Source organism: Desertibaculum subflavum (assembly GCA_003576705.1).
Classification (GTDB): domain Bacteria; phylum Pseudomonadota; class Alphaproteobacteria; order Ferrovibrionales; family Ferrovibrionaceae; genus Desertibaculum; species Desertibaculum subflavum.
In genome coordinates, this window is record QOZS01000003.1 from 82,107 (window position 1) to 102,985 (window position 20,879).

At 67.7% G+C, this 20,879-nt stretch carries 19 protein-coding genes; 11 read left to right on the forward strand and 8 right to left on the reverse strand.

Features of this window, described 5'->3' with window-relative positions:
• Nucleotides 1-58: 58 nt before the first annotated feature.
• Nucleotides 59-1,075: a redoxin domain-containing protein gene (locus DT074_RS02535; protein ID WP_119418227.1), complete on the forward strand. Its 1,017-nt coding sequence runs from the start codon at nucleotides 59-61 to the stop codon at nucleotides 1,073-1,075.
• On the opposite strand, the gene DT074_RS02540 is transcribed toward DT074_RS02535, so the two are convergent.
• Nucleotides 1,050-1,505, reverse strand: coding sequence for an acyl-CoA thioesterase (locus tag DT074_RS02540; RefSeq protein WP_119418228.1), 456 nt, complete (start codon nucleotides 1,503-1,505; stop codon nucleotides 1,050-1,052). The two genes, DT074_RS02535 and DT074_RS02540, sit on opposite strands and share 26 nt — an antisense overlap.
• Nucleotides 1,506-1,695: 190 nt before the next feature.
• Here DT074_RS02540 and DT074_RS02545 point away from each other — a divergent pair, with 190 nt between their 5' ends.
• The 4 genes from DT074_RS02545 (at nucleotide 1,696) to infC (ending at nucleotide 7,217) form a co-directional block, all read left to right on the forward strand.
• Nucleotides 1,696-3,873: a VTT domain-containing protein gene (locus DT074_RS02545; protein WP_119418229.1), complete on the forward strand. Its 2,178-nt coding sequence runs from the start codon at nucleotides 1,696-1,698 to the stop codon at nucleotides 3,871-3,873.
• A gap of 7 nt (nucleotides 3,874-3,880) precedes the next feature.
• Entirely contained in the window at nucleotides 3,881-4,609 is a 729-nt protein-coding gene (locus DT074_RS02550; RefSeq protein WP_119418230.1) for an endonuclease/exonuclease/phosphatase family protein, read from the forward strand.
• Between the two features lie 39 nt (nucleotides 4,610-4,648).
• Nucleotides 4,649-6,622, forward strand: coding sequence for a threonine--tRNA ligase (gene thrS / locus DT074_RS02555; RefSeq protein WP_119418231.1), 1,974 nt, complete (start codon nucleotides 4,649-4,651; stop codon nucleotides 6,620-6,622).
• 106 nt (nucleotides 6,623-6,728) lie between these two features.
• Nucleotides 6,729-7,217: a translation initiation factor IF-3 gene (gene infC, locus DT074_RS02560; protein ID WP_368744388.1), complete on the forward strand. Its 489-nt coding sequence runs from the start codon at nucleotides 6,729-6,731 to the stop codon at nucleotides 7,215-7,217.
• Between the two features lie 21 nt (nucleotides 7,218-7,238).
• Here the strand turns inward: infC and DT074_RS02565 are convergent, their stop codons facing one another.
• Together DT074_RS02565 and DT074_RS02570 are read right to left on the reverse strand one after the other, a co-directional pair.
• A complete protein-coding gene (locus DT074_RS02565; RefSeq protein ID WP_119418233.1) occupies nucleotides 7,239-7,748 on the reverse strand; it encodes a GNAT family N-acetyltransferase in 510 nt (169 codons plus the stop codon).
• Nucleotides 7,749-7,961: 213 nt separating this feature from the next.
• The gene (locus tag DT074_RS02570) at nucleotides 7,962-8,588 is read right to left on the reverse strand and encodes a GNAT family N-acetyltransferase (RefSeq protein WP_368744389.1); all 627 of its coding nucleotides are present in this window, start codon (nucleotides 8,586-8,588) and stop codon (nucleotides 7,962-7,964) included.
• A 131-nt stretch (nucleotides 8,589-8,719) separates the two neighbouring features.
• On the opposite strand from DT074_RS02570, the gene puuE reads away from it, so the two are divergent.
• Genes puuE through DT074_RS02590 form a run of 4 tightly spaced genes read left to right on the forward strand, consistent with a single transcriptional unit; the run spans nucleotide 8,720 to nucleotide 14,416 of the window.
• On the forward strand, nucleotides 8,720-9,634 hold the full coding sequence (puuE, locus tag DT074_RS02575; protein WP_119418234.1) for an allantoinase PuuE: 915 nt from the start codon (nucleotides 8,720-8,722) through the stop codon (nucleotides 9,632-9,634).
• Complete coding sequence (gene xdhA, locus DT074_RS02580) at nucleotides 9,631-11,037, forward strand: xanthine dehydrogenase small subunit (RefSeq protein ID WP_119418235.1); 1,407 nt, start codon at nucleotides 9,631-9,633, stop codon at nucleotides 11,035-11,037. Before puuE ends, xdhA begins: the two co-directional genes overlap by 4 nt.
• Nucleotides 11,034-13,361, forward strand: coding sequence for a xanthine dehydrogenase molybdopterin binding subunit (gene xdhB / locus DT074_RS02585; protein ID WP_119418236.1), 2,328 nt, complete (start codon nucleotides 11,034-11,036; stop codon nucleotides 13,359-13,361). The genes xdhA and xdhB overlap by 4 nt, the downstream gene beginning before the upstream one ends.
• A 26-nt stretch (nucleotides 13,362-13,387) precedes the next feature.
• Nucleotides 13,388-14,416: an LLM class flavin-dependent oxidoreductase gene (locus DT074_RS02590; protein ID WP_119418237.1), complete on the forward strand. Its 1,029-nt coding sequence runs from the start codon at nucleotides 13,388-13,390 to the stop codon at nucleotides 14,414-14,416.
• A gap of 109 nt (nucleotides 14,417-14,525) precedes the next feature.
• On the opposite strand, the gene DT074_RS02595 is transcribed toward DT074_RS02590, so the two are convergent.
• The 4 genes from DT074_RS02595 to sdhC are packed head-to-tail and all read right to left on the reverse strand — an operon-like array spanning nucleotide 14,526 to nucleotide 17,907.
• Nucleotides 14,526-15,311: a succinate dehydrogenase iron-sulfur subunit gene (locus DT074_RS02595; protein ID WP_119418238.1), complete on the reverse strand. Its 786-nt coding sequence runs from the start codon at nucleotides 15,309-15,311 to the stop codon at nucleotides 14,526-14,528.
• 13 nt (nucleotides 15,312-15,324) lie between these two features.
• Nucleotides 15,325-17,115, reverse strand: a complete 1,791-nt coding sequence (sdhA, locus tag DT074_RS02600; protein ID WP_119418239.1) for a succinate dehydrogenase flavoprotein subunit — start codon at nucleotides 17,113-17,115, stop codon at nucleotides 15,325-15,327.
• A gap of 4 nt (nucleotides 17,116-17,119) precedes the next feature.
• Nucleotides 17,120-17,512, reverse strand: a complete 393-nt coding sequence (gene sdhD / locus DT074_RS02605) for a succinate dehydrogenase, hydrophobic membrane anchor protein (protein ID WP_119418240.1) — start codon at nucleotides 17,510-17,512, stop codon at nucleotides 17,120-17,122.
• Between the two features lie 5 nt (nucleotides 17,513-17,517).
• The gene (gene sdhC, locus DT074_RS02610) at nucleotides 17,518-17,907 is read right to left on the reverse strand and encodes a succinate dehydrogenase, cytochrome b556 subunit (RefSeq protein WP_119418241.1); all 390 of its coding nucleotides are present in this window, start codon (nucleotides 17,905-17,907) and stop codon (nucleotides 17,518-17,520) included.
• A gap of 342 nt (nucleotides 17,908-18,249) precedes the next feature.
• On the opposite strand from sdhC, the gene DT074_RS02615 reads away from it, so the two are divergent.
• Nucleotides 18,250-18,708: a hypothetical protein gene (locus DT074_RS02615; protein WP_119418242.1), complete on the forward strand. Its 459-nt coding sequence runs from the start codon at nucleotides 18,250-18,252 to the stop codon at nucleotides 18,706-18,708.
• Here DT074_RS02615 and DT074_RS02620 read toward each other — a convergent pair.
• On the reverse strand, nucleotides 18,705-19,814 hold the full coding sequence (locus tag DT074_RS02620) for an enolase C-terminal domain-like protein (RefSeq protein ID WP_119418243.1): 1,110 nt from the start codon (nucleotides 19,812-19,814) through the stop codon (nucleotides 18,705-18,707). The genes DT074_RS02615 and DT074_RS02620 overlap by 4 nt on opposite strands.
• A gap of 70 nt (nucleotides 19,815-19,884) precedes the next feature.
• On the opposite strand from DT074_RS02620, the gene DT074_RS02625 reads away from it, so the two are divergent.
• Nucleotides 19,885-20,856 carry a Gfo/Idh/MocA family protein gene (locus tag DT074_RS02625; RefSeq protein WP_119418244.1) on the forward strand — a complete coding sequence of 324 codons (972 nt, stop codon included), beginning with the start codon at nucleotides 19,885-19,887 and terminating at the stop codon, nucleotides 20,854-20,856.
• Nucleotides 20,857-20,879: the final 23 nt, after the last annotated feature.

The window sequence follows — 20,879 nt, forward strand, 5'->3', positions numbered from 1 at the left end:
GGCGGATACCCCATGTTAGCGTCCGCGCCCCGCAAAACGATGAGCTATATCGCACGCGATGAAGGTCGGCGACCTCGTACCACAGACGATCCTGCTCGGGCCCGGCGGCGTGCAGCGCATGCTGTCGGAGCAGCGCATCGCCGGGCACCCGATCGTGCTCTGCCTGTTCCGCCGCGCCGGCCATTCCAGCATCGCGCAGGAGTTGGACAAGCTGCGCGACCTGTACCCGCGCTTCGCCGAGGCGGACACCATCGTGCTCGGCCTGTCGCAGCAGCCGCCCGAAGCCAACGCAGCGCTGGCGGCCCAGCGCAAGCTGCCGTTCGAGATCTGGGCCGATGCGACCGGCGCGCTGCTCGACCATCTGGAATTGCCGCGCGACGAGCGCGCGCTGGCGGTGGCAGTGATCGAGCCGAACGGCCGGCTCGGCGCGCTCTTCCGCCCGGGCGGCGCGCGGCCGGCGATGCAGGCTTTGCCCCTGGCGCGGAAGCTCTACGAGGCGACGCGGCCGGAGCTGATCCGCGCCCAGGCGCCGATCCTGCTGGTGGCCGGCGTGTTCGATGCGGCGATGTGCAAGCGCCTGATCGAAGTGTGGGACAAGGGGCGCAAGCGGCTCAACGAAGTCGCCATCCAGGGTATCGGCGATCCCACCTATGAGAGCGCGGCGCGCGAAGGCATCAAGCGGCGCGCCGACGTGCTGATCGAGGAGAGCGAGCCGCTCAACCTGGAAATCCGCGACCTGTTCCTCGCCCGCCTGGTACCGGAGATGGTCAAGGCCTTCCATGCGCCGATCAAGGCGTATCAGACCTTGCGCATCGGCTGCTACGACGCGAGCAACCAGGGCGCGTTCGGGCCGCACCGCGACGAGGTCGGCGACCCGAAGGACCCGCGGCTGTTCGCCTGCAGCATCAACCTGAACGACGAATATACCGGCTGCGAGCTGAACTTCCCGGAATACGGCCGGCAGATCTATCGCCCGGAGGCCGGCGGCGCGGTCATTTTCTCGTGCAACCTGCTGCACGAAGTCTATCCCTGCCGCTCCGGCCGGCGCTTCACCCTGCTGACGTTTTTCCACTGAGGGCCGGCGGCATGGCGGCGAGCAGGCGCTCGCGCCGCTGGCCTTCGATCGGCGCCGACTTGCCGTTGCGGCGGAACACGACGACCGATTCCGCGGTGGCGGCGCAGACGCCGTCCTTGAACACCGCGTTCGCCACGGTGAACGACCTGGTGCCGATGCGGGTGACCGCCGCGCCGATGCGCACCTCGCCTGGCCAGTGCAGCTCGCGCAGATAGTCGATGGCGATGCGGGCGACGATGTAACCCTCGCCCTGCACGGCATCCTCGCCCAGCACCAGCTTGCAGAAATAGACACGGCCGGTCTCCACATAGGCGACGAAGGCGACGTTGTTGACGTGCTGCGACGCATCGGTGTCTGCAAAGCGGATCCGGTCGGTCCACCAATGCGCGTAGATACCGGGATCGCTGAGATCCAGATCTGATTCGGCCATCGAACCCGTCTACCCCCAACAACTGCTGCAATTCCGCCGCCAGAGCAAAGCAGGCACCCGCTACTTAGCCGATTTTCGCAGCGCGAGAGACGGGCGATGCCACTTTTCGCCCTCTCGCGCGTTTACCCCGGCGGGCCAGGGGCCCCTGGGCGAGAAAACCCAGGCGGAACAACGGCAATCGAGACGGGGCATGAATCAGCAGGCGTGGAGCATCGGCGGGCAGGTGCGCGACGCCGTGCACCGCTGGCGCGGTGACGGCACCATCTTCCGGCCTGGACGCAATGTCTGGCGCCTTGTCCGGGCCGATCGGGCGGCGCCGCTGGTCGATGCGGCGGCCTATTTCGCCGCGGTGCGCGCCGCCATGGCGGCCGCGCGGCGATCGATCCTGATCGCGGGCTGGGATATTGACAGCCGCGCTCCCCTGGTCGGCCCGAGCGGGGAATCCGAGGACGGCCTGCCGGCGCCGCTCGGCGCCTTCCTTACAGCCCTGGTCGAGCGCCGGCCGGAACTCTCGATCCGCATCCTGCTGTGGGACTATTCCCTGGTCTACGCAGCCGAGCGCGAGCCGCTGCCCAATCTCGCACTCGGCTGGGGCACGCCGCCGCAGGTGGAGTTCTGCCTCGACGACGTGCTGCCGGTCGCCGCCTCGCACCACCAGAAGATCGTGGTGGTCGACGATGCCGTGGCCTTCGCCGGCGGCCTGGACCTGACCAACCGCCGCTGGGACACGCCGGCCCACGATCCCGGCAATCCGCTGCGCGTCGACGTAGCGCGCGAACCCTATCCGCCGTTCCACGACATCCAGATGATGGTGGACGGCGCCGCGGCGCGGTCGCTCGGCGATCTGGTTCGCCGGCGCTGGGCACGCGCGACCTGCCAGGCCTTGCGCGCCGCGCCCGCGGCCGAGGACGATCCGTGGCCGGAACACGAAGCGCCGCTGCTGCGCGACATCGATATCGGCATCGCACGCACCATGCCGGCCTGCTACGGCGCCCCGGCCGTCCGCGAGGTCGAGCAGCTGTTCTTCGACATGATCGACAGTGCCGAACGGTCGATCTATGTCGAGAACCAGTTCCTCACCGCGCTGCCGATCGCCGAGCGACTGATCGCCAGGCTGCGCGAACGGCCGGAGCTCGAAGTCGCGATCGTGGCGCCGCAAACGCATCACACCTGGCTCGAGCATGTCACCATGCTGGCGGGCCGCATCCGCTTCCGCGACATGATCGCAGAGGCGGGCTTCGGCGATCGCGTGCGCCTGCTCTATCCGGAGGTCGCGGACGGTAACGGTGCAACGCCCGTAATGGTCCATTCCAAGGTCATGGTCGTGGACGACCGACTGCTCCGCATCGGCTCGGCCAACCTCTGCAACCGCTCCATGGGCGTCGATACCGAATGCGACCTGACGATCGACGCGCAGGACGACAAGGCGCGCGCCGCCGTCGCGGGCTTCCGCAACCGGCTTCTGGCAGAGCATTGCGGCGTCAGCGTCGGTGAAGTCGATGAGGCCCTCATGCGCACCGGATCGCTGTTTGCCGCGCTTGACGCCGTCGACGGTGGAGCGCGCCGGCTGCGCCCGATCGAGGACGGCGAATTGCGCGATGCCGAGACGGTCGTACCGGTCGACGCCGTGGCCGATCCGGTCCGCCCGGTCGGCGCGCACGAATACCTCTCGGCCTTCGACAAGGGGCCGTCGCAGGTCGGCCGCACCTCTCTGCTGTTCAAGAGCGCGATCGCCGTTCTGATCGTCATCGGCGTGGTGCTGACCTGGCGGTACACGCCGCTGGCCGAGCTCGCCAAGCCGGAGAACCTGACCGGCTGGCTGTCGAGCGTCACCGGCAAGCCCTGGGCACCGCTCGGCATGATCCTGGTGTTCGTCATCGCGGGTTTGATCGCCTTTCCGGTGACCGTGCTGATCGCCGGCACCGCCGCGGCTTTCGGGACCTGGCCGGGCCTGCCGATCGCCGCCGCCGGCACGCTGCTCAGTGCCTATCTCGGCTATCTGGTCGGCAGGTCGATCGGCGCCGAGCCGCTGAAGCGGCTGTTCGGCCAGAGGATCAACCGGATCCGGCGCAACATCGTCGCCCGCGGCGTGCTGGCGGTGGCGGCGATCCGGCTGGCGCCGATCGCGCCGTTCACCGTGGTGAATCTTGCCGGCGGCGCCGCCCGCGTACCACTGCTCGACTATCTGCTCGGCACGGCGATCGGTTTGGCGCCTGGGTTGATCGCGATGTCGCTGCTGGGCGAGCGTTTCTTCGACGTGTTGAAAGACCCGTCGGGCCCCGCGGTCGCGGTGACGGTGGGCCTGCTCGCGGCCTGGATCGGGCTTGCCTTCGGTCTGCAGGCGCTGGTGGCGCGGTGGCGGCGCTGATCCCGGGATGCGGATCGAGGACAGGGAGCGACGCGGCATCGTCCGGCTTGCCACCTGGAACATCCATGCCGGCCGCGGCATCGACGGCACCTACGACCTGGGCCGCACTATTGCCATCCTGCGGCGGCACGACCCCGATATTGTCGCCCTGCAGGAGCTCGATTCCCGCGGCCGGGAGGTGGCGCCGCTCGCCTATCTCGCCGAGACGCTGGGCGGCCACGCGGCGGAAGCACGCACCATCACCGCGCCGGACGGCCATTACGGCCACGCGGTGATCAGCCGCTGGCCGTTCACCCGCACCCGCCTGCACGATCTCTCGGAATCCCGGCGCGAGCCGCGCGCCGCCATCGAGACCTGGATCGAGACGCCCTACGGCGCCCTCCACCTGACCGCCGTGCATCTGGGCCTGCGCTTCGGCGAACGGCGCCGGCAGGCGGCCAGGCTCGCCAAGATCGCCGAGCCTGGCGCTGCCGCCACCGTGATGCTGGGCGACTTCAACGAATGGGGCTGGCGCGGGCCAGTCCGGCGCACGCTCGCCGTCGTCATGCAGGGCCGCACCCGGCACCGCACCTTCCCCGCCCGCTGGCCGCTGCTCCGGCTGGACCGGATCTACTGCCGCCCGGCCGAGGCCCTGATCCGCAGCTGGACCGACCGGGCGGCGCGCGAGGCATCGGACCACCTGCCGGTCATCGCCGATATCCGGATGCCGATGGCCCCGGCCGCCTTGACACCTTGACCTTGCCGCCTAAGGTGCCGCGCTTCGGAGGTTCTCCATATGTCCGAATTGGCTCAAAGGGGCGTGGCGATCACGCTGCCGGACGGGTCGGTGCGCCGCTACGACGGCCCTGTGACCGGTGACAAGCTCGCGGCCGATATCGGCCCGGGCCTGGCCAAGGCTGCGCTGGCGCTGCGGGTCAACGGCACCTTGAAGGACCTGAAGAGCCCGATCGCCGGCGATGCCAAGGTCGAGATCCTGACCCTGAAGGACCCGAGCCAGGACGTGCTGGAGCTGATCCGCCACGACGCGGCGCATGTCATGGCCGAGGCGGTGCAGGAACTCTATCCCGGCACCCAGATCACCTTCGGCCCGTCGACCGAGACCGGCTTCTACTACGACTTCGTGCGCGACGAGCCGTTCACGCCAGAGGACCTGGCGAAGATCGAGGCCCGCATGCGCGAGATCGTGGCGCGCGACGAGCCGATCGCGCGGGAGGAGATGGACCGCGACGCAGCCGTGCGGCTGTTCCAGGACCTCGGCGAGAAATACAAGGCCGAGTGGGTGCACGAGATCCCGACCGACGAGGCGATCTCGATCTACCGCCAGGGCAAGTGGCTGGACCTCTGCGTCGGCCCGCACCTGCCCTCCACCGGCAAGCTGCCGGTCGCCTTCAAGCTGATGCGCGTCTCCGGCGCCTATTGGCGGGGTGATGCGAAGAACCAGCAGCTGCAGCGCGTCTACGGCACCGCCTGGCGCAGCAAGCAGGAGCTCGACGCCTACCTCACCCTGCTGGAGGAGCAGGAGAAGCGCGACCACCGCCGCATCGGCAAGGAGATGGGCCTGTTCCACCAGCAGGAAGAGGCCGCCGGCATGGTGTTCTGGCACCCCAAGGGCTGGACCATGTACCGGGCGCTGGAGCGCTTCATCCGCGGCCGCCTGGAGCGCGACGGCTATGTCGAGGTGAAGACGCCGCAGTTGGTCGACCGCAAGCTCTGGGAGGCCTCCGGCCATTGGGAGAAGTTCCGCGAGAACATGTACATCGCGGAGAACGAGGAAGGCCTGAAGGAATTCGTCACTGACCCGGCCAGCCGGATCTTCGCGCTGAAACCGATGAACTGCCCCTGCCATGTGCAGATCTTCAACCAGGGTCTGCGCAGCTATCGCGACCTGCCGCTGCGCATGGCAGAGTTCGGCTCCTGCCACCGCTTCGAGCCCTCGGGCGCGCTGCACGGCATCATGCGGGTGCGCAACTTCACCCAGGACGACGCGCATATCTTCTGCAGCTTCGACCAGATCGAGGCCGAGAGCGTGCGCTTCTACAAGCTGCTCTCCGGCATCTACCGCGATCTCGGCTTCGAGGACTTCAAGGTGAAGTTCTCGGATCGCCCGGCCGTCCGGGCCGGCGACGACGCGCTGTGGGACCGGATGGAGGGCGCGCTGCACGCCGCCTGCAAGACGGCCGGCATCGACTACACGATGAATCCCGGCGAAGGCGCATTCTACGGCCCGAAGCTGGAATTCGTGCTGCGCGACGCCATCGGCCGCGACTGGCAATGCGGCACCCTGCAGGTCGATTTCGTGCTGCCGGAGCGGCTGGACGCCGAATATGTCGGCCCGGACGGCGCCAAGCACCGGCCGGTGATGCTGCACCGGGCAATATTTGGCTCGTTCGAGCGCTTCATCGCCATCCTGATCGAGCACTACACGGGCAAGTTCCCGCTCTGGCTCGCCCCGGTCCAGGCGGTGGTGACCACCATCACCTCCGACGCCGAGCCCTATGCCCGCAAGGTGCACCAGGCCCTGACCGAGGCCGGCCTGCGGGCGGATCTTGATGTCGGGCCGGAGAAGATTACCTACAAGGTGCGCGAGCATTCGCTGGCCAAGGTGCCGGTGCTGCTCGTCGTGGGCGCCCGCGAGGCGGAGCAGGAGACGGTGTCGATCCGCCGCCTCGGCTCCAATGCCCAGGAGAGCCTTGCCTTGCGCGACGCCCTGGCTAAACTTTGTAGCGAGGCGCGGGTGCCCGGTACCTGACGCTTCTGTTATGTTGATGCAGTACCCTCGTCCTAGGCAATAAACGGAGGATCATATAGCCCCGCGTCCTGGCAATATCGCACCGCCCACCCGAGATGGGCCGCGCGTGAACAACGAGATCGGCGTGCCCAGCGTGCGCCTGATCGACCACACCGGCGAAAACCGGGGCGTGGTAACCACCCGAGAAGCCCTTGCCATGGCAGCCGATGCCGGTCTCGACCTGGTCGAGATCTCGCCTAATGCGGCGCCCCCGGTCTGCAAGATCCTCGATTTCGGCCGCTTCAAGTACGAGAGCCAGAAGAAGGCCGCCGAGGCGCGCAAGCGGCAGAAGGTCATCGAGGTCAAGGAGATCAAGCTCCGCCCCGGCATCGACGACCACGACTTCGACGTGAAGATGCGCGCCATGCGCGCCTTCCTCGAGGAAGGCGACAAGGTGAAGGTCACCATGCGCTTCCGCGGCCGCGAGTTCGCCCATACCGAGATCGGCATGGAGGTCCTCAACAAGGTCCGCGAGATGCTGATCGACCTCTCCAAGGTCGAGCAGTTCCCGAAGATGGAAGGCCGCCAGATGGTGATGGTGCTGTCGGCCAAATAGCCGGCAGCCCTCCCCGCCCTGCTACCACCCACCGGCGAGCGATTTGCGCATGCGCCGGAGATCGGTCTCCATTCCCCAGCTCTGATAGAAGCCGACCGCCCCGGCATTGAACTCGTGCACGCCAAGTTCCAGCGTCTCGGCGCGGCGCTCGCGCGCCCAGGTCTCCGCCGCGCGGAGCAGCGCGGTGCCGATACCCTGGCCGCGGCAGACAACGGTCACCACAAGGTTGTCCACCTCGACGATGCGGCGCGGCGGCCGCACCATGCTGGGTGGGACCTGCCGCTCGATCAGCACGGCCAGGCCGACCGGCCCTTCGCGCCGGCAGGCGACCAGGATGGTGCTGTCGCGACCTTCGATCAGGCCGCGGATGAGGCCTTCGCTGCGGGCCGGGCCATCGGGAGCGCGGAACTGCGCCGGCCGCGCTTCGCGGTGATGCCGGTCCAGCTCTTCGAACAGCGGGCAGAGCTGCGGGTAATCCGCCATGCTGGCCTGGCGGATGCTGGTGGGTGGATGGTCTGTCTGATCACTCATATCGGGCTTCCGTCCTGATCCGCCCTCGCGGACCGGAAGCCCCTGAAACAACGACGCCGCCGGACCGCGGCGGCGTGGGTTTCAAACCATAATCGTCCCCGCCGCCTTATGAGGTGGCGCTAAAATACCAGCGGGTGGCGCGGGCCGGGACGATCATGGGCGCGGACCCTAGCGGCGGCGCCGGCTTTGGTCAATTCCAGCGCCACAGGGGCGCTAGCGGTTTTCCGCGTGTGGTCGGCCCAGCCAGATTGTCCGGCCAGGGGGCAGCTCATCGAGATTCAAGTCGACGAAACCCAGCTTCCGCCAGAACCGAACCGCACCGACATTGTCCCGGTTGACCGCGACATGCACCGCCTGCGCTCCGCTCTCGACCGCGATGCCGATCCAGTCGTTGAACAGTCGCGATCCCATCCCGCGCCCTTGCAGGCGTGGTAGCAGGTTCATGTGAGCATGCGCCGGATATTCCCGCGTCACCGCGGACGGTGTCCGCGCCGGATGATGGATCATGAAAGCGCGCCGCTGGTCCGGCGTCCGACGCGCCGCATCCGCCGCCGGCGGCGCGGCATACCGCCGGCGCAGCGCCGGCCACCACTCTCGTTCCAGCTTCGCTTCCCAGGCTTCCGTGTCGACAGCGCCGACGACGAAGCCCGCGACGCCCGCCCTGTCCTCCACGACACGGGTAAGGCCGGGTTCCAGCGATGCATAGGGGGCAGAGTAGATGTGCCCCATCATCCTGCGGTCGCTGTAGAGATGCGAGGCATCCGCTCCCGCATTCCCGGTCGCGAGCGAGATCGCATACAGCGCCTCGAGATCGTCCGGCTGGTATGGGCGGATTTTCACGATGGGCGACCTGGACAAGAAGGCTTGGTGGCGACCTCGTAGTGGGGAATTGTAACCCCTGCAACGAGCAAGGGCGTGAAGCTGGCATGCCACGTGCTTTAAGATCGGCGACAGAATTCGGGGAGCCCGCCATGACGCCAGCCTATCCGCGTGACCTGATCGGCTATGGCCGCGTCCCGCCGGACCCGAAATGGCCGGGCGGCGCCCGCATCGCGGTGCAGTTCGTACTGAATTACGAGGAAGGGGCCGAGAACTCGATCCTGCACGGCGACCCGGCCTCTGAGGCCTTCCTTTCCGACATCGCCGGCGCGGCGCCGATCCCGGGCGCCCGCAACATGAACATGGAGTCGATGTACGAGTACGGCAGCCGGGCCGGGTTCTGGCGCGTGCACCGCGCCTTCACGGAGCGGCAGATGCCGCTGACCGTCTACGGCGTCGCCATGGCGCTGGAGCGCAACCCCGCCGCGGTCGCGGCGATGCAAGAGGCGGATTGGGAGATCGCGAGCCACGGCTATCGCTGGATCGACTACCAGCACATGCCCGAGGCCGAGGAGCGCGCGCATACCCGCCAGGCGCTGGCGATCCATGAGAGGACGACCGGCCGCAAGCCCGATGGCTGGTACACCGGGCGCACCAGCCCCAACACGCGGCGCATCGTGCTGGAGGAGCATCCGGGCCTCGTCTACTCGTCGGATTCCTATGCCGACGACCTGCCCTATTGGGTGAGCGAAGGCGGCAAGCCGCATCTCGTCGTGCCCTATACGCTCGACGTCAACGACTACCGCACCGTCGCCGGCACCTATCTGCCGACCAGCGAGGAGCTCTTCGCCTATTGGCGCGACAGCTTCGACCTGCTCTATGCCGAAGGTGCGAGCCAGCCGAAGATGCTGAATATCGGGCTGCATTGCCGACTGGTCGGCCGACCCGGCCGTGCGGTGGCGCTGATTCGATTCCTCGACCATGTGCTGGGCCACGACAAGGTCTGGGTCTGCCGCCGCGTCGATCTCGCCCGCCACTGGCAGAAGGTGCATCCGCCCAAGCCATGACCGCCGAGCACCGCATCCGCTTCCTGCTGAACGGGCAGTCGCGCGAGACCGCGGCGGCGTCGACGACCCTTCTGGACTTCATCCGCGAGACCGAGCGGCTGACCGGCACCAAGGAAGGCTGCGCCGAAGGCGATTGCGGCGCCTGCACCGTGGTCGTCACGCGCGTTGTGAACGGCGAGCCGGTGCTCGAGGCGGTGAATGCCTGCATCACCTTGATGGGCCAGGTGGATGGCCGCGCCGTCACCACGGTCGAAGGCCTGCTCGGACCCGGCCGCGCAGCGCATCCGGTGCAGCGGCTGCTGGCCGAGACCGACGGCACGCAATGCGGGTTCTGCACGCCGGGCTTCGTGATGTCGCTCCATGCCTTCGCGCAGAGCGGCGAGGCGGTGACCGTCGAGAACGTGCACGAGGCGCTGGCCGGCAACCTCTGCCGCTGCACCGGCTATCGGCCGATCGTCGATACCGCGCTCGGGCTCGCAGGCCCGGCGCGCGAGGATGCGACGGCGAGCCCGCTGGGCGGGCTGGCCGATTCCGACGTGAATGTTCCCGGCTGGCATGCGCCGCGCACGCTGGCCGATCTGCTGCAGCTGCGCGCCGAGCGTCCCGCGGCTGTGCTCGTTGCCGGGGCGACCGATCTCGGCCTCGGCCCGTCGCGCGACCGTGCGCCCATTGTCGACGCGATCGACGTGACGCGTGTGCCGGAGTTGAACGACATCACCGAAACATCGACCGCCATCGAGATCGGCGCCGCCGTCACCTATGCCCGCGCGCTGCCGCATCTGGACCGTCTCTACCCGACCCTCGGCACCTATCTGCGGCGGCTCGGCTCGCGCCAGATCCGCAACAGCGGCACGATCGGCGGAAATCTCGGTACCGCCTCGCCGATCGGCGACAGCGCGCCGTTCCTGCTTGCGCTCGATGCTGAAATCGAGCTCGCCTCGCGCGCCGGCAGCCGGCACGTGGCAATCGCCGATTTCTTCACCGGTTATCGCAAGACCGCGCTGAAGCCGGATGATGTGATCACCACGATCCGACTGCCGAAGCTCGTCGACGGCGACCTGTTTCGCTGCGACAAGGTCTCCAAGCGCTATGACCAGGACATCTCCAACGTCGCCGGCACGTTCCGCTTGCGCATCGAGGATGGTCGCGTCGTCGAAGCGCGGCTCGCCTATGGCGGCATGGCGGCTACACCGAAGCGGGCGATGGCGGCGGAAGCCTGTCTGGTCGGCGGGCCGTTCGATGCGGCGGCGGTCGACGCTGCCGTCGCCGCGCTGCCCGGCGATCTTGCGCCGATCGACGACATGCGCTCGACCGCCGCCTATCGCATGGCCGTCGCCGGCAATCTGCTGCGCCGTTTCCTGATCGCCGGCCCGGCACCCGCGGGGCTGGAGGCGATGCCATGAGCGCGGCGACGCTCTCGCCCCGTCATGGCGCCGTCAGCAGCTCAGTCCGCCACGATAGCGCGCTGAAGCACACGACCGGCGAGGCGATCTATCTCGACGACCAGGCCGGCCCGCCCGGCATGCTGCACGCGGCGCTGGTGACCAGCCCGGTTGCGCATGGCCGGCTGAAGGGGATCGATGCCGCGGCGGCGTTGGCGATGCCCGGCGTGGTGGCGATGATTACCGCGGCCGACATTCCCGGCGTCAACGACGTGGCGCCGGTCGGCAAGGACGAGCCGGCGCTGGCAACGGACAAGGTCGAATATCTTGGCCATCCCGTCGCCATCGTCGTCGCGGCGACGCGCGACCGGGCCGTGCATGCAGCCGAGGCCGTCCGGCTCAACATCGAAGAGCTGCCGCCGGTTCTCACCATCGAAGCGGCGCTGGCGAACGAAAGCGTCGTCTGGCCGGTGATGGAGATGAAGCGCGGCGACTGGGCCGCAGCTATCGCCGGCGCGCCGCAGAGATTGACAGGTCAGGTCAAGGTCGGCGGGCAGGAGCATTTCTATCTCGAAGGCCAGATCGCGCTCGCCATCCCGGGCGAGGACGGCGATATGCGCCTTGTCGCCTCGACCCAGCATCCGACCGAGGTGCAGCACATCGTCTCGCGCCTGCTTGGCCTGCCGTACAATGCAGTGACAACGGAGGTGCGCCGGCTCGGCGGCGGCTTCGGCGGCAAGGAGAGCCAGGCGAGCCTGGTCGCCGGCCTCGCCGCGCTGGCCGCGCGCAAGACGGCGAAGCCGGTCAAGCTCCGCCTCGACCGCGCCACCGACATGCGGGTGACCGGCAAGCGGCACGATTTCCTCGCCCGCTACGAGGTCGGGTTCGACGACGAGGGCCGCATCCGGGGGCTCGACATCCTGCTCGCCAGCCGTGCCGGCTGGTCGGCCGATCACTCGCCCCCGGTCATGACGCGGGCGCTCTGCCATATCGACAACGCCTATTACCTGCCGGCGACCAGGGCGCGCGGCTTCTGCTGCAAGACCAACACGCAGTCGAACACCGCCTTCCGCGGTTTCGGCGGGCCGCAGGGCGCCGCCGCCATCGAGGCGGTGGTCGAGCACATCGCGCGCCATCTCGGCCGCGATCCGCTCGCCGTCCGGCAGCTGAACTACTACGGCGACGGTGGGCGCGACGTCACGCCCTACGGCCAGCGCGTGTTCGACAATCTGCTGCCGCGCGTGACGCAGGAAATGCTGGCATCGTCCGACTGGACAGCGCGCCGCGCGGCGATCGACGCCTTCAACGCGTCAAGCCCGGTGGTGAAGCGCGGCCTGGGCTTCATGCCGCTCAAATTCGGCGTCTCGTTCAACCTGCCGACCCTGAACCAGGGCGGCGCGCTGGTGCATATCTATGCCGACGGGTCGATCCGCCTGAACCATGGCGGCACCGAGATGGGCCAGGGTCTGCACACCAAGGTCGCGCAAGTGGTGGCGGATGTGTTCAAGGTCGATCTCGACCGCATCAAGATCACCGCAACCACGACGGCGGAGGTGCCGAACACCTCGGCCACCGCCGCCTCCACCGGCTCCGACCTCAACGGCATGGCGGCCTTCGCCGCGGCGAACACCATCAAAGAACGCCTGATCGGCTTCGCCGCGGCGCATTTCGGCGCGGCGCTGGACCAGGTGGTATTCCAGGACAACCAGGTGAGGGCCGGCAACCATGTGCTCGACTTCGGCGAGCTGGCGCATCTCGCCTGGTTCCACCGCATCTCGCTCTCGGCCACCGGCTTCTATCGCACGCCGGATATCAGCTGGGACCCGCAATCGATGACCGGCGAGCCGTTCTACTACTTTTCCTACGGCGCCGCGGTGGCGGAGGTGGCGATCGACACCTTGACCGGCGAGCATAAGGTGCTGCGCGCCGACCTGCTGCAGGATTGCGGCCGTTCGCTCAACCCGGCGATCGATCTCGGCCAGATCGAGGGCGCCTTCGTGCAGGGCATGGGCTGGGTCACCTGCGAGGAGCTGTGGTGGGACGCCCAAGGCCGTCTGCGCACCGACGGACCCTCGACCTACAAGATCCCGGGCAGCCGCGACGTGCCGCCGATCTTCAATGTGCGCATCCTGGAGAACTCACCCAACCCGCGGCCGACCATCTACCGCTCCAAGGCGATCGGCGAGCCGCCGCTCTTGCTCGCCATCGCCGTCTGGAGCGCGCTCCGCGACGCGGTGGCGAGTCTCGGCGATCACCGTGTGCCGGTGAGCCTGGACGCGCCGGCGACGCCGGAGCGGGTTCTGTTCGCCTGCGAGGACATGAAGCGCCGGGCCGCTTTGCGCTAACATCCTCCCGGGTTCTGGGAGGTTCCATGACAAAGAAATTCCAGTTCGGCCTGGTGGTGCGCGGCCAGTATCCAGCCAAGGACGATATGGCGCAGCGCTTCGCCGAGACCATCGCGATGGCGCGGAAGGCCGATGCGCTCGGCTTCGATTCGATCACCAAGACCTCGCATTGGAGCAGCTATCCGTTCCAGATGCTGAGCCAGGTGCCGCTCTTGGCGCGGTTCAGCGCCGAGGCGCCGAACCTGCGCCTGGTCGCCGGCATCGTGCTCGTCGCGCTGGAGACGCCGCTGGCGCTCGCCGAGAACTTCGCCGCGCTCGACGTCATGTCGGGCGGCAAGCTGGTCTTCGGCGCCGGGCTCGGCTATCGCGAGGTGGAGTTCAAGGCCTTCGGCGTGCCGAAGCAGGAACGCGTGCGACGGTTCGAGGAGAATCTCGTCGCGCTGCGCCGCCTCTGGACCGAGGAGAAGGTGACGATTTCGGGCGGGCATTTCGAGCTCGACGAGGCAAGCTGCCTGCCCAAGCCAGTGCAGAAGCCGCATCCGCCGATCTGGATCGGCGCCAATGCCGATGTCGGTGTCGAGCGCGCTGCCCGGCTCGGCGATTGCTGGTACATCAATCCGCACAATCAGATCGCCACGATCGAGCGGCAGATGGAGATCTACAAGCGCGCGCTCGACGCCGCCGGCCGTCCCTTCCCGGCCGAGCTGCCGATGCGGCGCGAATTGTTCGTGGCCAAGAGCCGCGCGGAGGCGATCCGGCTCTGCGGGCCTTATCTCGAAGCCAAGTACAAGGCCTATGCCGATTGGGGCCAGGACAAGGAGATGCCGGCGGGCGACAACGACCTATCCCAGGCTTTCGACGCGCTGGCCGGCGACCGCTTCCTGATCGGCTCGCCCGACGAAGTGGCCGAGCAGATCATCGCGATCCATCGCCGCATCGGCGCCAATCACCTGATCATGAGCATCGAATGGGCCGGCATGCCGCAGAGCCTCGTCTTCGACACCATGCAGCTGATCGCCGAGGAGGTAGGGCCGAAAGTGCGACAGGGGATCTGAGGTCTGAACCGCGAAGAGCGCCAAGGGACACAAAGGTACGCCAAGAATTACTATTTGGTTCCTTGGCGTGCCTTCGCGCTCTTGGCGTCCTTGGCAGTGAAGGAATGTCTCAGAGACGCCGTTCGACCATCAGCTTCTTGATCTCGGCGATGGCGCGGGCCGGGTTGAGGCCCTTCGGGCAGGTCTTGGCGCAGTTCATGATCGTGTGGCAGCGGTAGAGCCGGAACGGATCCTCGAGGTTGTCGAGCCGTTCGCCGGTCATCTCGTCGCGGCTGTCGGCGATCCAGCGCCAGGCCTGCAGCAACACGGCGGGGCCGAGATAGCGGTCCCCGTTCCACCAGTAGCTCGGGCACGAGGTCGAGCAGCAGGCACAGAGGATGCACTCGTAATAGCCGTCGAGCTTCTGGCGGTCTTCCTTCGACTGCAGCCGCTCGCGGCTCGGCGTGGCGGACTGCGTCTGCATCCAGGGCTGGATCGAGGCGTATTGCGCGTAGAACTGCGTCAGGTCGGGCACCAGGTCCTTCACCACCGGCATGTGCGGCAGCGGATAGATCTTCACGTCGCCGCCCTTGGCGCAGTCCTCCACCGCCATGGTGCAGGCGAGCGTGTTGGTGCCGTCGATGTTCATCGCGCAGGAGCCGCAGACGCCCTCGCGGCAGGAGCGGCGGAAGGTGAGCGTTGGGTCGATCTCGTTCTTGATCTTGATCAGCGCGTCGAGAACCATCGGCGCGCATTCCGCCATGTCGACCTCGTAGATATCGACCTGCGGATTCTGCCCGTCATCCGGATTCCAGCGATAGATGTGGAAGCGCCGCGGCTGTTTGGCGCCGGGCTTGGCGGCCCAGGTCTTGCCGGCCTTGACCTTGGAATTCTTCGGCAGCGTGAACTCGGCCATCTCGGGCGCGCTCCTAATAGACCCGCGCCTTGGGCGCGATGTACTGCACTTCGTTGGTGAGCGTGTAGGTGTGCACCGGGCGGTAGTCGATCGTCACCTTGCCGCGCTCGTCGCACCAAGCGAGGGTGTGCTTCATCCACTCTTTGTCGTCGCGCTCCGGATAGTCCTCGCGCGCATGGGCGCCGCGGCTCTCCTGCCGGTTCGCCGCGGAGTACATGGTGACCATGGCCTGGCCGAGCAGGTTGTCGAGCTCGAGGGTTTCGACGAGATCCGAGTTCCACACCAGCGAGCGGTCCTTGACGTCGACATCGGCCCAGCTGCCATGCACCTTGTCCATCAGCTTGCAGCCCTCCTGCAGCACGTCGCCGGTGCGGAACACCGCGCAGTTGGTCTGCATGGTGCGCTGCATCTGGTCGCGGATGCCGGCGGTCGGGCTGCCGCCCTTCGCGTGGCGAAGCTTGTCGAAACGGTCGAGCGCCTTCTCGGTCGCCGCCGCCGGGGCCTCGCGCGGCGCCGCGCCCGGCGTCACCACCTTGGCGGCACGGATGGCGGCGGCGCGGCCGAACACGACGAGATCGACCAGCGAGTTGGAGCCAAGCCGGTTGGCGCCGTGCACCGAGACGCAGGCCGCCTCGCCGATCGCCATCAGGCCGGGCACCACCTTGTCGGGATCGCCGTTCAGCTTGGTCAGTACCTCGCCGTGATAGTTCGTGGCGATGCCACCCATATTGTAATGCACGGTCGGGAGCACAGGGATCGGCTCCTTCGTCACGTCGACTCCGGCGAAGATCTTGGCGCTCTCCGAGATGCCGGGCAGGCGCTCGGCCAGCACCGCGGGGTCGAGATGGTCGAGATGCAGGTAGATGTGGTCGTTCTTCGGGCCGACGCCGCGACCCTCGCGGATCTCGATCGTCATCGCGCGGCTGACCACGTCGCGGCTCGCCAGATCCTTGGCCGAAGGCGCATAGCGCTCCATGAAGCGCTCGCCCTTCGAGTTGGTGAGATAGCCGCCCTCGCCGCGCGAGCCTTCGGTGATCAGGCAACCGGCCCCGTAGATGCCAGTCGGATGGAACTGCACGAACTCCATGTCCTGCAGCGGCAGGCCGGCCCGCAGCACCATGCCGCCGCCATCGCCCGTGCAGGTATGCGCCGAGGTGCAGGAGAAATAGGCGCGGCCATAGCCGCCGGTCGCCAGGATCACCATCTGCGCCTTGAAGCGGTGGATGGTGCCGTCATCGAGCTTCCAGGCGAGCACGCCGGCGCAGGCGCCCTCCTCCGTCATCAGCAGGTCGAGGCCGAAATACTCGATGAAGAACTCGACATCGTGCTTCAGGCACTGGCCGTAGAGCGTGTGCAGCATGGCATGGCCGGTGCGGTCGGCGGCGGCGCAGGTGCGCTGCGCCGTGCCCTTGCCGTATTCGGTGGTCATGCCGCCGAAGGCGCGCTGGTAGATCTTGCCTTCCTCGGTACGGCTGAACGGCACCCCGAAATGCTCGAGCTCCAGCACCGCGGGCACCGCCTCGCGGCACATGTATTCGATCGCGTCCTGATCGCCAAGCCAGTCGGAGCCCTTGACGGTGTCGTACATGTGCCAGCGCCAGTCGTCCGGCCCCATATTGCCGAGCGCCGCCGAGATGCCGCCCTGCGCCGCCACGGTGTGGCTGCGGGTCGGGAACACCTTGGAGATGCAGGCCGTCTTCAGGCCGGCCTCGGCGCAGCCGAGGGTGGCGCGAAGGCCCGCGCCGCCGGCACCGACGACGATGACGTCGTAGACGTGATCGATGATCTTGTAGCTCTTCGACATGGCGTCAGATCCCGAGCGCGAGCTTCAGCACCGCCAGCACCGAGGCAAGCCCGATGGCGATGCAGGCGAAGGAGAGCAGCAGCAGGCTCGCGAGCTTTGTGCCCTCGTGATGAACGTAGTCCTCGATGATCACCTGGATGCCAAGCTTGGCATGCCAGAATGCGGCGACCAGCAGCAGGATGGTGATCGTGGCCGGCACCGGGCGGCCGAGCGTCGCCTTCACCGTCGCGAGATCGGCACCCACGAGGCCGAGCAGGTAGATCACGAAGAGGATGACGAGCGGGATCAGGCCCACGGCGGTGACCCGCTGCAGCCAGAAATGCTCGGTGCCGGTCTTGGCGGCGCCGAGACCCCGCACGCGCGCCAGCGGCGAGCGGTATCTGTTCGCGTCGGCCATCTGGGTCAGCCCTTCATCGCATAGGCGACGATCCAGGCGAGGATCGTCAGCACGCCGGAGCCGATCACCACCGCCCAGCCCGTTTTGGTCATGGTCGGCAGGTCCAGGCCCCAGAGCAGGTCCCAGCCGAGATGCCGGATGCCGTTCAGCAGGTGGTAGAACAACGCCCAGGTGAAGCCGAGCAGGATCAGCCGGCCGAGCCAGCTGCCGATGAAGCCCTGGACCGTGGCAAAGGCATCGGGGCCGGCGGCAGCAGCGATCAGCCACCAGGCAAGCAGCAGCAGCCCAATTCCCAGTGCCGCGCCGGTAATCCTGTGCAGGATGGAAAGAACCGAGGAGATCTGCGGCTTGTAGATCTGAAGATGCGGGGAAAGAGGTCGCTCCGCGCTGGCCATTTGCTTCCGACACCGTTTGTTTCCGCGCTCGCGGGTTCTTCGCCCGGGGCCGTGACAACGCGGGAAAACCACGCTGCCGCAGGACATTAGCTTGAATGTGCGAGCGGGGGGCGAGTGTAGACCCTCATGCCCTCAAGTCAATGTTGGCGCCGCATTCTGGCCATGTTGCAGCCGCATCGCTCTGTGGTTATGGCGTAAACCAAATAAGGGCCTCCCGAGTCGGGCCGGCCCGTCGGGCGAGAGAGAATCATGGCGAATCTGCATCGACGCAGCCTTCTTCTACTTGCCGCGTGCGGCGCTCTGGCCGCGGCCGGTTGCAGCAGCTCGAACAGCGAGGCGGATATGCGGCTGGCGGCGCTGACCGACCTGGCGCTGCCGCGCGGCTACGACCTGAGCCGCAGCAAGACGGTGATCTTCGGCGAGGGCGACACCTGGAACGGCAAGGTGGTCTACACCATCAACGCCGCCGCCGAGGACATGGTGACCTTCTACCGCCGCGACATGCCGGCGCTGGGCTGGCAGGAGATCTCGGTGTTCCGCGGGCCGACCAGCGTGCTGAACTTCCAGCGCGGCGGCCGCGTGGCGACCGTGCAGGTCAGCCCGCGCACGCTCTACGGCTCCTATGTCGAGGTGGTGGTGACCCAGGCGACCACCGGCCAGGCCGCGCCGATGCGCACCAGCCCCGGCCTCTCCCCCAACGCGCCGGCGAGCCAACCGCCGGCGGGGCAGCCGGCCTATGGCCAGCCGCCGGCTGCGCAACCGCCGGGCAATCGCGGCGTGAGCACGCAGCAGCTGAACTAGCTCAGCACGCCGATCTGCTTCTTGCGGATCAGCTCGAAATCGATCTCGGCGCCCAAGCCCGGCTTGTCGATGGCGTGAACCAAGCCCTGGGCATCGACCTCGATATCTTTCACCAGGCCCCATTTCTGCGCCGCGTCGGGCAGCAGCACCTCGAAATACTCGCAGTTCCGGATCGCCATCGCGAGATGCAGGTTGGCGACGTTGTTCAGCGAGTTGCCGCCATGGTGCACCTCGTAGTTCATGTGGAAGGCCTCGGCGAGATGCGCCGCCTTGAGGCACGCCGTGAGGCCGCCCTTCACCGCGACATCGCCGCGCAAATAGTCGGTCGCCTGCAGGGTGAGCCAGGGCGCATAGGCGGTCAGGCTGCCCGGCGTGTACTCGGTCGCCAGGATCGGCACGCGGAGCTGCTGGCGCAGCTTGACGTAGGAGGTGATGTCGTCCTCCGATAACGGGTCCTCGTACCAGTAGAAGCCGAGATCCTCGATGGCGCGGCCGACGCGCAGCGCCTCCGGATACTGGTAGGCCCAGGTCGAATCCAGCATCAGGCGATAGTCGTCGCCGACCGCCTTGCGCACCGCCTCGCAGACCTTGATGTCCTCCTCCCAGCGCGTCGGCGGGTGGATCTTGTAGGCGGTCCAGCCGCGCGCCTTGAAGGCCTGCGCCTCCTCCGCGTATGCCGAGGGCGATGGCAGCACGGCCGAGCTCGCATAGGCCGGCACGCTGTCGCGATAGGTGCCGATCAGCCGGTGGATCGGCATGCCCGCCGCCTTGCCGGCCAGGTCCCAGAGTGCGATGTCGACGGCGCCGATGCAGCGCAAGGTGGTGGCGCGCCCACGCTGCCACATGCGCTGCACCAGACGCTCGCGGTCGAGCGCGTCGTCGCCGACCAGGAGCGGCTTCAGATGGCGGATCAGCGTGCCGCCATCGTCGCTGGCGGGGCGGCTCGAGGCGCCGAGGAAGGCATGACCTTCCAGTCCCTGGTCGGTGCGGATGGTGACGAGGCCGAGATCGCTCACGCCCGCGAAGCGGCCGGTATGCCGGCCGTATTGCGTCGGCGGGATGCCGTCCCAGGCGAACAGCGTGACCGTGACGTCGGTGATCTTCATTTGCCCTCCCTCCCCCGCAGCCGCGCTATCATCGCCGATCCTGCAGGATCGGCCGATCGGAGGGTGAAGTATGGCGGCAACGAGCTACGGCGTCGCGGTAATCGGGCTCGGCATCATGGGCCGCCGCATGATCGCGAATCTGGGTCGGCATCCACGTTTCTCAATCCAGGCGGCCTGGGACCCGAGCTCCGAGGCGGTCGCCGCCGCTACCGCCGAGCATCCCGATCTCGCCGTCGTGCCGGACGCGGCCAGCGCAACCGGCGGGCTGGCCGACCTTGTCTACATCGCCTGCCCACCGGCATTTCACCGCATCCATGCCCTGGCGGCGATGGCGGCGGGGAAGGCGGTGTTATGCGAAAAGCCGCTCGGGACCGACGCGGCGGAGAGCCGCGATCTGGTCGATCGGCTGGAAGCGGCAAAGGTGCCGAACGCGGTCAATTTCATCCAGGCATCCTGCCGCGCGGTCGAGACCATTGCCGGCGCGCTCAAGGACGGCTCGATGGGGCAGATCCGCGGAATCTCGGTCGGCGTGCATTTCGCGCGCTGGCCGCGCGACTGGCAAGTGACGGCCGATTGGCTGCGCTTCCGCGCCGAAGGCGGCTTCACTCGCGAGGTGCTGTCGCACTACGTCTTCCTGATCGAGCGCCTGCTCGGCCCGGCCAAGTTGCTCGGCTCGACCCCGGTTTTCCAAAGCGACCCGGCACTCTGCGAGACCCATATCACCGCCGCGCTCCGGGCCGGCGGTGTGCCGGTCACCATCGTCGGCGGCACAGGCGGCGCCGGCCCCGATCGGGTAGAAATGCTGGTCCATGGCGACCGCCGCAGCTATCGGCTGCATGACTGGTTCTGGCTGCAGATGGCGCAAGGCAACGAGGCATGGTCGCCGGTGATCGCATCGGAGCACGACGCCCGCGGCGAAGGTTTTACCCGCCAGCTCGACAACATGGCCGCGTGGCTCGACGGCAGGCCGCATCACATCGCCTCCGCCCGGGACGCATTGTCGGTGCAGAACCTGATTGAAGGAATGCTGGCCCAAGCCTAGGAAGCGGGCGCCGGAAACCGGGA

What these genes read in the sequence shown, in the direction of transcription:
- sdhC (WP_119418241.1), bottom strand. Translation starts at nt 17,907, where the DNA reads ATGGCCAGCGCGGAGCGACCTCTTTCCCCGCATCTTCAGATCTACAAG.
- puuE (WP_119418234.1), top strand. Translation starts at nt 8,720, where the DNA reads ATGACGCCAGCCTATCCGCGTGACCTGATCGGCTATGGCCGCGTCCCG.
- sdhA (WP_119418239.1), bottom strand. Translation starts at nt 17,115, where the DNA reads ATGTCGAAGAGCTACAAGATCATCGATCACGTCTACGACGTCATCGTC.
- DT074_RS02565 (WP_119418233.1), bottom strand. Translation starts at nt 7,748, where the DNA reads ATGAGTGATCAGACAGACCATCCACCCACCAGCATCCGCCAGGCCAGC.
- DT074_RS02535 (WP_119418227.1), top strand. Translation starts at nt 59, where the DNA reads ATGAAGGTCGGCGACCTCGTACCACAGACGATCCTGCTCGGGCCCGGC.
- thrS (WP_119418231.1), top strand. Translation starts at nt 4,649, where the DNA reads ATGTCCGAATTGGCTCAAAGGGGCGTGGCGATCACGCTGCCGGACGGG.
- DT074_RS02620 (WP_119418243.1), bottom strand. Translation starts at nt 19,814, where the DNA reads ATGAAGATCACCGACGTCACGGTCACGCTGTTCGCCTGGGACGGCATC.
- DT074_RS02590 (WP_119418237.1), top strand. Translation starts at nt 13,388, where the DNA reads ATGACAAAGAAATTCCAGTTCGGCCTGGTGGTGCGCGGCCAGTATCCA.
- DT074_RS02545 (WP_119418229.1), top strand. Translation starts at nt 1,696, where the DNA reads ATGAATCAGCAGGCGTGGAGCATCGGCGGGCAGGTGCGCGACGCCGTG.
- DT074_RS02550 (WP_119418230.1), top strand. Translation starts at nt 3,881, where the DNA reads ATGCGGATCGAGGACAGGGAGCGACGCGGCATCGTCCGGCTTGCCACC.
- DT074_RS02615 (WP_119418242.1), top strand. Translation starts at nt 18,250, where the DNA reads ATGCGGCTGGCGGCGCTGACCGACCTGGCGCTGCCGCGCGGCTACGAC.
- xdhA (WP_119418235.1), top strand. Translation starts at nt 9,631, where the DNA reads ATGACCGCCGAGCACCGCATCCGCTTCCTGCTGAACGGGCAGTCGCGC.
- DT074_RS02595 (WP_119418238.1), bottom strand. Translation starts at nt 15,311, where the DNA reads ATGGCCGAGTTCACGCTGCCGAAGAATTCCAAGGTCAAGGCCGGCAAG.
- sdhD (WP_119418240.1), bottom strand. Translation starts at nt 17,512, where the DNA reads ATGGCCGACGCGAACAGATACCGCTCGCCGCTGGCGCGCGTGCGGGGT.
- DT074_RS02540 (WP_119418228.1), bottom strand. Translation starts at nt 1,505, where the DNA reads ATGGCCGAATCAGATCTGGATCTCAGCGATCCCGGTATCTACGCGCAT.
- DT074_RS02625 (WP_119418244.1), top strand. Translation starts at nt 19,885, where the DNA reads ATGGCGGCAACGAGCTACGGCGTCGCGGTAATCGGGCTCGGCATCATG.
- xdhB (WP_119418236.1), top strand. Translation starts at nt 11,034, where the DNA reads ATGAGCGCGGCGACGCTCTCGCCCCGTCATGGCGCCGTCAGCAGCTCA.